The organism is Pseudoflavonifractor sp. An187 (assembly GCF_002160275.1).
In the GTDB taxonomy this organism is placed as follows: Bacteria; Bacillota; Clostridia; order Oscillospirales; family Oscillospiraceae; genus Enterenecus; species Enterenecus faecium.
Genome location: NZ_NFKG01000009.1, coordinates 61,887 through 71,715, shown reverse-complemented (window position 1 = coordinate 71,715; position 9,829 = coordinate 61,887). Strand labels below are relative to the sequence as shown.

Annotated in this window: 6 protein-coding genes and 2 riboswitches; of the genes, 1 reads left to right on the top strand and 5 read right to left on the bottom strand. The window is 61.7% G+C overall.

The features are described 5' to 3' along the window. From B5F22_RS06075 to B5F22_RS06055, 5 genes are all read right to left on the bottom strand, one after another. On the bottom strand, window positions 1-507 hold a 507-nt coding region (locus B5F22_RS06075), incomplete at its 3' end, for a M20/M25/M40 family metallo-hydrolase (RefSeq protein ID WP_143482198.1). 87 nt (window positions 508-594) lie between these two features. Beyond that, window positions 595-1,233, bottom strand: coding sequence for a helix-turn-helix transcriptional regulator (locus B5F22_RS06070; protein ID WP_087230607.1), 639 nt, complete (start codon window positions 1,231-1,233; stop codon window positions 595-597). Window positions 1,234-1,443: 210 nt separating this feature from the next. Next, window positions 1,444-2,184 carry an amino acid ABC transporter ATP-binding protein gene (locus B5F22_RS06065; protein ID WP_087371501.1) on the bottom strand — a complete coding sequence of 247 codons (741 nt, stop codon included), beginning with the start codon at window positions 2,182-2,184 and terminating at the stop codon, window positions 1,444-1,446. Between the two features lies 1 nt (window position 2,185). Then, entirely contained in the window at window positions 2,186-4,006 is a 1,821-nt protein-coding gene (locus tag B5F22_RS12555) for an ABC transporter substrate-binding protein/permease (protein ID WP_242955067.1), read from the bottom strand. Window positions 4,007-4,115: 109 nt separating this feature from the next. After that, a riboswitch (Lysine riboswitch) is annotated at window positions 4,116-4,286 on the bottom strand. Window positions 4,287-4,401: 115 nt separating this feature from the next. Continuing rightward, entirely contained in the window at window positions 4,402-5,811 is a 1,410-nt protein-coding gene (locus B5F22_RS06055) for a sodium:alanine symporter family protein (protein ID WP_087371498.1), read from the bottom strand. Window positions 5,812-5,936: 125 nt separating this feature from the next. Beyond that, window positions 5,937-6,036, bottom strand: a riboswitch (glycine riboswitch). A gap of 975 nt (window positions 6,037-7,011) precedes the next feature. On the opposite strand from B5F22_RS06055, the gene secA reads away from it, so the two are divergent. Next, window positions 7,012-9,801 (top strand): preprotein translocase subunit SecA, encoded by a 2,790-nt coding sequence (secA, locus tag B5F22_RS06050; RefSeq protein ID WP_087371495.1) that lies wholly within the window; start codon window positions 7,012-7,014, stop codon window positions 9,799-9,801. Window positions 9,802-9,829 lie beyond the last annotated feature (28 nt).

Here is a 9,829-nt window from a genome sequence, read left to right as displayed (position 1 = left end):
GGCGAAGGGGTGGCGGGCAAAGTACCAGGCGATGTCCCCGGAGCCGCTCTCCTCGTTGGTGCCCATGATGAGGCGGCAGTTGGACTTCAAGGGCACGCCCAGGTCCTTCACCGCCTTCATGGCCAGCAGGGAGGCCACCACAGGGCCCTTGTCGTCGTCGGTGCCACGGCCATAGATGAGGCCATCCACCACCTTGGGCTGATAGGGCTGGGTGACGGTCCAGCCCTCACCGGGGGCCACCACGTCCAGGTGGCCCAGAATGTGCAGGGCGTCTTCCTTGTCGCACAGGTCGGCGGTGCCCACATAGCCCTCGTGGTTTTGGGTGATGAGGCCCCACTCCTGGGCCAGCTTCAGGCCCTCTTCCAGCGCGGCGGCGGGGCCGGGGCCAAAGGGAGCGCCGGGGGCGGGCTCGCCCTCCACGCTGTCAATGGACACCAGGCGGCACACAGCGTCCACCAGCATGTCCTGCTTGTCCTGAAAATAAGCTTCTAACTGTTCACGATACATGATGTATGATCTCCTTATGTAAACGAATGTATAACTATTCCACATTGTAGTCCACCGAGGCGGAAAAAACAAGGGAAGAAAGGGGGATTATTCCTCCTCGCTGTGCTCGGCCAGCTCGCCCAGGTACTTGTACACCGTGTACCGGGACACCCCCAGGTGCTTGGCCACATAGGGCACGGATTTGCGGAAGGAGAAGGCGTTTTTCTGCTCCAGCATGGCAATCATGCGCAGGCGGTCCTTCTTATTCAGAGCGTCCACCGGCTTGCCCAGGGCGGCCAGGCACCGCTCGAAGAGGTCGGCCAGCTGCTTGGAGTCCCCCTCCTGCCACAGGGCGGACTGCAAGTCCGAGCTGGCGCTCATCAGGTCCACCAGAATGCGGTTGGCAAACACCAGAGAGGTGTAGTCGAAGTTGATGCCCAGGGCCAGGTTGTAGTCCTCGCCGATCATGTGGAAGGTGGAGGATTTGGTCTGGCGTCCGTCGGGGGTGGTGGCGGCCAGGTTGACAAAATCCGTCACCGAGGAGTCGGCATCCAGCTCCAGGCCGATGCCCAGGATATCCATGGTGGAGCCCACCTCTCGGCCGGAGACATGGCCGTTATAGATGGACAAAATGGGATGGGAGGGGACTCCCATGTCGTGCACCAGCGTCTCACAGGAGGAGCCGAACATCTCGGCAATGCCCCGGGCGGTGCGGTCTAAAAATTCAAAGGCTTCATCTCTCGTCATATGGAAGCCCTCCTTCTTTACAAACTGTCAACCTTTATTGTACTAAATCGCGGCCAAGTTGGCAAGGGGAAACTGCCCTCAAGTCTCCACCTCAAATTAAAATTCGTGCCACTGTGGGGCACACCATACTTATTCACTATTCATTTTTCATTATTCATTAAAACCCGCCCCGGCGGAGTACAACGTTTGCACTCTGCCGGGGCGGGTTTCTCATTCTCCCATAAAACGGGACAAAAACTCCCGGGTCCGGGTCTGCTTGGGGTTGGTGAACACGTCCTTGGGGTCGCCCTGCTCGCAGATGACTCCATCGGCCATGAACACCACGTGGTTGGACACGTCCCGGGCGAAGGCCATCTCGTGGGTCACCACCAGCATGGTCATGCCCTGGGAGGCCAGGTCCCGCATGACGGAGAGCACCTCGCCCACCATCTCCGGGTCCAGGGCGGAGGTGGGCTCGTCGAAGAGCAGCACCTCCGGCTCCATGGCCAGGGCCCGGGCGATGGCCACCCGCTGGCGCTGGCCGCCGGAGATCTGCCGGGGGCGGGCGTTGATGTAGGGGGCCATGCCCACCTGCTCTAAGTACTTCATGGCGTTTTCCTTGGCCTCGGCCTTGGACTTTTTCAGCACCTTCACCTGGCCCACCATGCAGTTTTCCAGCACGGTCATGTTGTTGAACAGGTTGAAGGACTGGAACACCATGCCCACCTGGGAGCGGTAGCGGCAGGGGTTAAAGCCCCGGGCGGTGATGTTCTCCCCGTGGAAGAGGATGTCTCCGGCGGAGGGGGTCTCCAGGAGGTTGATGCACCGCAGCAGGGTGGACTTGCCCGAGCCGGAGGCGCCGATGATGGAGGTCACGTCTCCGGGCCGGACGGTGAAGTCGATATCTTTCAGCACCTGGTGGCTGCCAAAGGACTTGGACAGGTGCTTGACTTGTAAAATGGCGTCGCTCATATTACCGCTCTCCTCTCGTGCTGCCGTTGCGGTCCCGCTGTTCCTTGCTGTGCTCGTCAAAGGGCGTGCCCCGGTTGGGGTGGCTGTAGGTCCCGGCGGCCATGGTCAGGGCATCCACCTGCACCAGCTCGTAGTTGTCCGAGCCGTCCATGCGCTTCTCAATGAGGCGCAGCAGGGCGGAGGCAATGAGGGTCATGGTCAGGTAGCCGATCATCTCGATGGCGGCGGAGGGGAAGTACATGTTGTTCACGCCCACGATGTAGCGGTGGAAGGCGAAGAACTCGGTGAAGCTGATGATGAACATCACGGACGTATCCTTGATGTTGATGATGAAGTTGTTGCCGATCTGGGGGATGATGTTGCGGATGGCCTGGGGCAGAATCACCGAGGTCATGGTCTGGAAGTGGTTCATGCCGATGGCCCGGGCGCCCTCAGTCTGACCGGGGTCAATGGAGATGATACCGCCACGCACCGACTCGGCCATGTAGGCGCCGGTGTTGATGGACACCACGATGATGGAGGCCAGCCAGATGCCGGAGGAGCCCCGGAAGGCCACCGAGCCATTGGTGAAGTAGGGCAGGCCATAGTAGATAAACACCGCTTGCAGCACCATGGGAGTACCGCGGAATACCTCCACATAGATGCGCACCAGGGCCCGAATCACCTTCAGGATGACCCGCTTGGGCAGGGGGTCCTGCTTGGCGTAGGGGATGGTGTTCAGAATGCCGCACACCAGGCCGATGATACAGCCAATGACGGTGGCGGCCACGGCCAGCACTAGGGTGTTCAAGATGCCCTTGAGGTAGCCGGTGTGGTACTCACTCCACAGCTGGGCCATGTCGTGGCCCAGCTTGACAAAGAGGTTGGCGTCGGTGTCGTCGGTGGCGGGCTGGGCAGCGATGGCCTGGTCCATGATGGCGTCAAAGTCCTCCGCTGTGAGCTGGGAGAGCACGGCGTCCATGGCGTCCTTGAGCTGGGTGTTGCCCTTCTTCACGGAAATGCCGATGTTCACGTTCTCCGCCCGCTCAGCCTCGGTCTCAAACTGGAAGTCCCCGTCGGTGCCGGAGAAGTCCAGCACCACCAGGTTGTCGTCCTTGGCGGCGGCGCCCTTGGCGGTGGGCATGTCGGTGCAGATGAAGTCGGCCATGCCGGTTTGCAGCTGCATAATCATGGCAGGGGCGTTGTCGGCGGGGGACAGGATGTTGGCGTCGGGAATCTGGGGCAGACAGGAGTCATACCAGATGGTGCCGGACTGGGCGGTGCAGATGCCCCCGGCCAGGTCGGCAATGGAGGTGGCGGAGGCGTAGGGGCTGTCCTTGGAGGTCAGGCACACGATGGTGGCGTAGTAGTAGGGGCCAGCCATGTCCACTTCCTTCATCCGGTCGGCGGTCATGGACTGGCCGGCGATGTTGGCGTCCATGGTGCCCGCCTGGACGGCGGGGGTCAGGGAGTCCCAGGAGCTGGACACCACTTCCAGCTCCCAGCCGTAGGCCTCACAGATGCGCTTGGCGATCATCACGTCATAGCCGTTGGCGTAGGACCCGGACACGTTGGAGATGGGCACGGCTCCGTTGGAGTCGTCCATCTGCATCCAGTTGTAGGGGGCGTAGGCGCACTCCATACCCACGGTGAGCACGCCGTCCTCCAATCCGGGGATGGTGGAGGTGTCCACGTCGGTGAAGTCGGGGACGTCGGGGACGTCCGCGGCCGGTGCCTGGCTGGCAGAGGTGTTGGAGCCGGAGTCCGAAGGGCTGGCGGTACAGGCCGCCAGGGACAGCACCAGCGCCACCGCCAGGAGCAGGGCAAAGAGTTTCTGTTTCATGGGGGTTCCTCTCTCCTTCTTTTTTCGAATAAACAAAAAGACCATGAACCGCGTGATGCGATCATGGTCAACAAACCCCCGCCCACGAGAGGGACGGGAACTTTTGGCTTGCCATGATAGCGCTTCACACCAGGGGGTGTGACAGTCCGCCGGGTATTTCCCGACGACCCAGGCACAAAGCGGGTGGAAGCCCCTTTGCCCTTCGGCGGTGACACCTCGCACCCCACGCCCTTCCAGGCTCATGTGGGGCACCCATTGGCACCGCGCCTCTATCAGTGGTTCATTTTGGCGGTATTATATCTCCCCCGGGCAGAATTGTCAACCAATCCGAAGATTTTTGGCAAACCTGCCCGGGGGAGTGGAGGGGGGACAGAGAAACTATAGGGAAATTCCCATTATTTCAGGGCGTTTCCCCGGCGTTTGGCGATGCCCACCACGATGGAGGACAGGGCAAACAGGGCGATGGCGTTGGGGATGACCATGAGGTTGTTGAACAGGTCGGTGAGGCCCCAAACCAGGTCGTTGGACATGGTGGTGCCCAGGAAGATGAACACCAGGGCCAGCACCCCGTAGACGGGGGCGGCCTTTTTGCCGAAGAGGTACATCACGTTGATCTTGCCGAACAGGTTCCAGCCCAGCACGGTGGAGAAGGCGAAGAAGAACAGGCAGATGGCCACGAAGATGGCCCCGAAGTGGGCGCCGAACACGGTGCCGAAGGCGGTCTGGGCCAGGTTGGCGCTGTTGAGGGTGGCGGTGACGTCCCCCACATAGCCGCCGGCCAGGGGGCCGTCGGAGGTGTACAGGGTGGAGATGACCACCAGGGCGTTGAGGGTGAGCACCACGAAGGTGTCGATAAACACGCCCACCATGGCCACCACGCCCTGCTCATGGGGGTCTTTCACGTTGGCCTGGGCGTGGGCGTGGGGGGTGGAGCCCATGCCCGCCTCATTGGAGAACAGGCCACGCTTGGCGCCCTGGCTGACGGCGGTTTTGATGGCGTAGCCAAAGCCGCCGCCGATGATAGCCTGGGGCTGGAAGGCGTAGCGGAAGATCATGGCGAAGGTCTCGGGCAGGTAGGCGATGCGGGCCACCAGCACCGCCACAGCGCCCAGCAGGAAGATGGCGGCCATGATGGGCACCAGCTTCTCGGTGACGGCGGCCAGACGCTGCACGCCGCCCAGGAAGATGAAGGCGCAGATGACCACCAGCACCACGCCCATCACCCAGGAGGGCACGCCAAAGGCGGTCTGGAAGGTGGAGCCGATGGAGTTGGACTGGACCATGCAGCCCATAAAGCCCAGGGCCAGGATGATGGCCACGGCGAAGAACCCGGCCAGAAACTTGCCGAAGGCGCCCCGGAAGGCGGTGGTGATGTAGTACACCGGGCCGCCGTGGATGTGGCCGTCCTGGTCAATGACCCGGGTGTGGATGGCCAGGGTGGCCTCGGCGTAAATGGTGGCCATGCCGAAGAAGGCGATGATCCACATCCAGAAGATGGCCCCGGGGCCGCCGGTGAGGATGGCGCCGGAGGCGCCCACGATGTTGCCGGTGCCCACCTGGGCGGCGATGGCGGTGGCCAGGGCCTGGAAGGAGCTCATGCCCTGGGCCTGGGCCCCGCCCCGCAGGGACAGGTTGCCAAAGACCTTTTTCATGCCCTCGCCAAAGCAGCGCACCTGCACAAACCGGGTGCGGATGGAGTAGAACAGGCCAACGCCAATGAGCAGAAACACCAGAATGTAGCTGGATAGGTAGTCATTTAAGGCGTTGACCACGGGTAAAAGTGCGGCTTCCAATTGCTGAACCATGTTGAATCCTCTCCTCGAGCTGTTTTTGACAAAACAAAAACAGGTTGCGGATGGAATACTCCGCAACCTGAGGAAATGACGGTGCTGGCACCGACTCCCCAACGGGGGAGCGGGTGCGTCGGCGTATGATTTCCTCTGTCCTTTTGCCTGAGAGATTGGCGGGAACCAGCGGTCCCCACGTTGCACCTTCGGCACTCATTGCTGAGCTTCTCCAGAGTTACATCCACGTACAGTCCTCACCCCGTGTCCCGGGGAACCTGAGAGTGTCACTCCTTCGGTAGGCCGACCCTGGCCTTTTCCTGCACGCTTCGTCTGCTTTTGTTTTGTTGTGATGGACATTATACCGCCACATGCGGACAGTGTCAAGGGGAATTTTGTACAGTAAAGTGGTGCATAAAGGGGTGGGAATTTAGATGCACCTCCAGGCGCAGAGCACCCCCGGTGCAGGGGGAGCTGTCTGCCGCTAGGCAGACCCGTCGAACCGCCCCTGTTTCAGGCTTGCCAGCCGGGGTTTGCTCCGCAGGGTGGCTTTCTCAGCGATGAGAAAGCCACCAAAGAATCGCCAAAGGAGGGGCCTTCCCCCTCCTTGTGGAATCCACCCCGCTTTTCTGGGCTGTGAGGAGTTGCTTCCCAGGCCGGGCCGAAGGGCGTTTGCCATACCAAGAGGGAAAGCAGCGCTTCTCTTTTTGGTCGCTGCTGGGGTGGTGCGCCATTCTCTTGTTTTCGGCCCTACCTGTGGCGCACCCCGGCCGACGGCGGCCGGGCGAGGCCGCTCCCCCAGACCTGAGGCCCTGGTGGAAGGAGCGGGAACTGCCAGCGGAGCAGAAATTGCCCAGAGATATGCCCAGCCATCCAACCAGCCCCACCAGGCCCAGGGCCGACTTGAGCCTCGACCCGGTACAAAACATAAAAACATGGGGTTTCCAAAGGGATCTCCCTTTGGTGGGTCTTTGGTTACTTTCTGCCCATCAGAAAGTAACCCCAGCGGAGCGAAAAACAGGCTGGCAGGGTCTAAACTCACCTCAGACAGAGGGACAAGCCCACCCACACGCCCCAGTCAGGGGGCTTTTGGGTGGGGCAACGCCCAAAACATACTGAAATTTCAATTTCCTCTTTTTTCTCGTGGGGGAGTATGGTATACTACATAAGTTAAAATGGGTTTTTCTACCCAAGCACTGAACCAGAAAGGAAGCGCGCAACATGGGTTTGTTTACGAAAATATTTGGCACCCCGTCCCAACGGGCGGTCAAGGCGCTCACCCCCCTCGTGGATAAAATTGAGGCCCTGGAAGAGGAAATGAAGGCCCTCACCGACCAGCAGCTGCGGGCAAAAACCGACGAGTTTAAGGCCCGTCTGGCCAACGGCGAGACGCTGGACAACATCCTCCCCGAGGCCTTTGCCGTGTGTCGGGAGGCAGACTGGCGTGTCCTGGGTATGCGTCCCTATCGGGTGCAGCTCATCGGCGGCATCATCCTCCACCAGGGCCGTATCGCTGAGATGCGCACCGGTGAAGGTAAGACCCTGGTGGCCACCCTGCCCGCCTACTTAAACGGCCTGTCCGGCAAGGGCGTGCACATCGTCACCGTCAACGACTACCTGGCCAAGCGTGACTCGGAGTGGATGGGTAAGGTGTACCGATTCCTGGGCCTGTCTGTGGGTCTGGTCATCCACGGCGTGGATAAGGAGGCCAAGAAGAAGGCCTACGCCGCCGACATCACCTACGGCACCAACAACGAGTTCGGCTTCGACTACCTGCGAGACAACATGGCCATCTACGGCAAGGAGCTGGTGCAGCGTGGCCACAACTTTGCCATCGTGGACGAGGTGGACTCCATCCTCATTGACGAGGCCCGTACCCCTCTGATCATCTCCGGTCAGGGCGAGAAGTCCACCCAGCTCTACCAGCTGGTGGATAACTTCGTGGCCCGTCTGACCTGCCAGCGGGTGGCCTCCGTGGACGCCAAGGAGGAAGAGGACGTCAACATCGACGCCGACTACATCGTGGACGAGAAGGCCCGCACCGCCACCCTCACCGCCCGTGGCGTGGCCAAGGCCGAGCAGCAGTTCAACCTGGAGAACCTGTCCGACCCCGAGAACACCACCCTGTCCCACCACATCAACCAGGCCATCAAGGCCCGTGGCGTCATGCGCCGGGACATTGACTACGTGGTGAAGGACGGCGAGGTCATCATCGTCGACGAGTTCACCGGCCGTCTCATGTACGGCCGCCGCTATAACGAGGGCCTGCACCAGGCCATCGAGGCCAAGGAGCACGTCACCGTGGCCCACGAGTCCAAGACCCTGGCCACCATCACCTTCCAGAACTACTTCCGCCTCTACGACAAGCTGTCCGGTATGACCGGTACCGCCATGACCGAGGAGGAGGAGTTCGGCCAGATCTACTCCCTGGATATCGTGGAGATTCCCACCAACCGCCCCGTGGCCCGTGTGGACCACCCCGACCAGGTGTACAAGACCCAGGCCGGCAAGTACCGGGCTGTGGTCCGTCAGATCAAGGAGTGCCACGAGAAGGGCCAGCCTGTGCTGGTGGGTACTGTGTCCATTGAGATCTCCGAGCTGGTGAGCAAGCTGCTGACCCGGGAGGGCATTCCCCACAACGTGCTGAACGCCAAGCACCACGACAAGGAAGCGGAGATCGTGGCCCAGGCCGGTAAGCTGGGCGCCGTCACCGTGGCCACCAACATGGCCGGCCGTGGTACCGATATTATGCTGGGCGGTAACGCCGAGTACATGGCCAAGGCGCTGCTCCGCCGCCAGGGCATGAGCGACGAGCTTTTAGCCGAGTGCGACGGCCACGCCGACACCGACAACGAGGAGATTCTCGCCGCCCGTGAGGCCTTCGCCCAGGCCGAGGCCCAGTTCAAGGCCGAGATCAAGGAAGAGGCCGAGAAGGTCCGGGAAGTGGGCGGCCTGTACATCCTGGGCACCGAGCGCCACGAGTCCCGCCGCATCGACAACCAGCTGCGCGGCCGTGCCGGCCGTCAGGGCGACCCCGGCGAGAGCTGCTTCTTCCTGTCCCTGGAGGACGATATCCTCCGCCTGTTCGCCTCCGACTGGATTCAGAGCGTCATGGATAAGCTGGGCGTGGACGAGGACACCCCCCTGGACCAGAAGATGCTGTCCAACGCCATCGAGAAGGCCCAGCGGAAGGTGGAGTCTCAGAACTTCCAGATCCGTAAGACCGTGCTGGAGTACGACGACGTGATGAACACCCAGCGTGAGGTCATCTACAAGCAGCGCCGCCAGGTGCTGGACGGCGAGGACGTCCACGCCGCCATTGAGAATATGCTCACCACCACCGTCACCAACCTCATCGCCGGACACACCGGAGAGCAGGGCAAGCTGGACGAGGCTGGCTTCAAGGTGGCTATGGCCCCCTGGGTCAACGTGATGTTTACCGCCCAGCAGCTGGACGATGTGAAGGGACAGCTGGGGAGCCTGTCCACCCAGGCCCTCACCGACAAGCTGCTGGAGCTGGCCCATGCCAACTACGAGCACCAGGCCGACTCCATTGCCCAGCAGCTGGCGGAACTGGGCCAGACCGCTATCTCCAACCCCATGGGCGAGCTGGAGCGGGTCATTCTGCTGCGCGTGGTGGATGAGTACTGGATGGACCACATCGACGCCATGACCGAGCTGCGCCAGGGCATCGGCCTGCGGGCTTACGGCCAGTCTGACCCCGTGGTGGAGTACAAGCGGGAAGGCTACGACATGTTCGAGGAGATGATCGCCGCCATCCAGGAGGAGACTCTGCGGCGCCTGTACTCCGCCCGCATCCGCACCAACCAGGGCATCCAGCGTCAGCGTGTGGCCAAGGTCACCGGCGAGTCCGGCGGCTCGGACAAGACCGTGACCCAGCAGCCCACCAAGAAGACGGTGAAGATCGGCCGCAACGACCCCTGCCCCTGCGGGTCCGGCCTGAAGTGGAAGAAGTGCACCTGCGAGCAGTACCACCACGGGGAAGAGTAACCTTTGTGACCCAATCACCGGGAGGTAA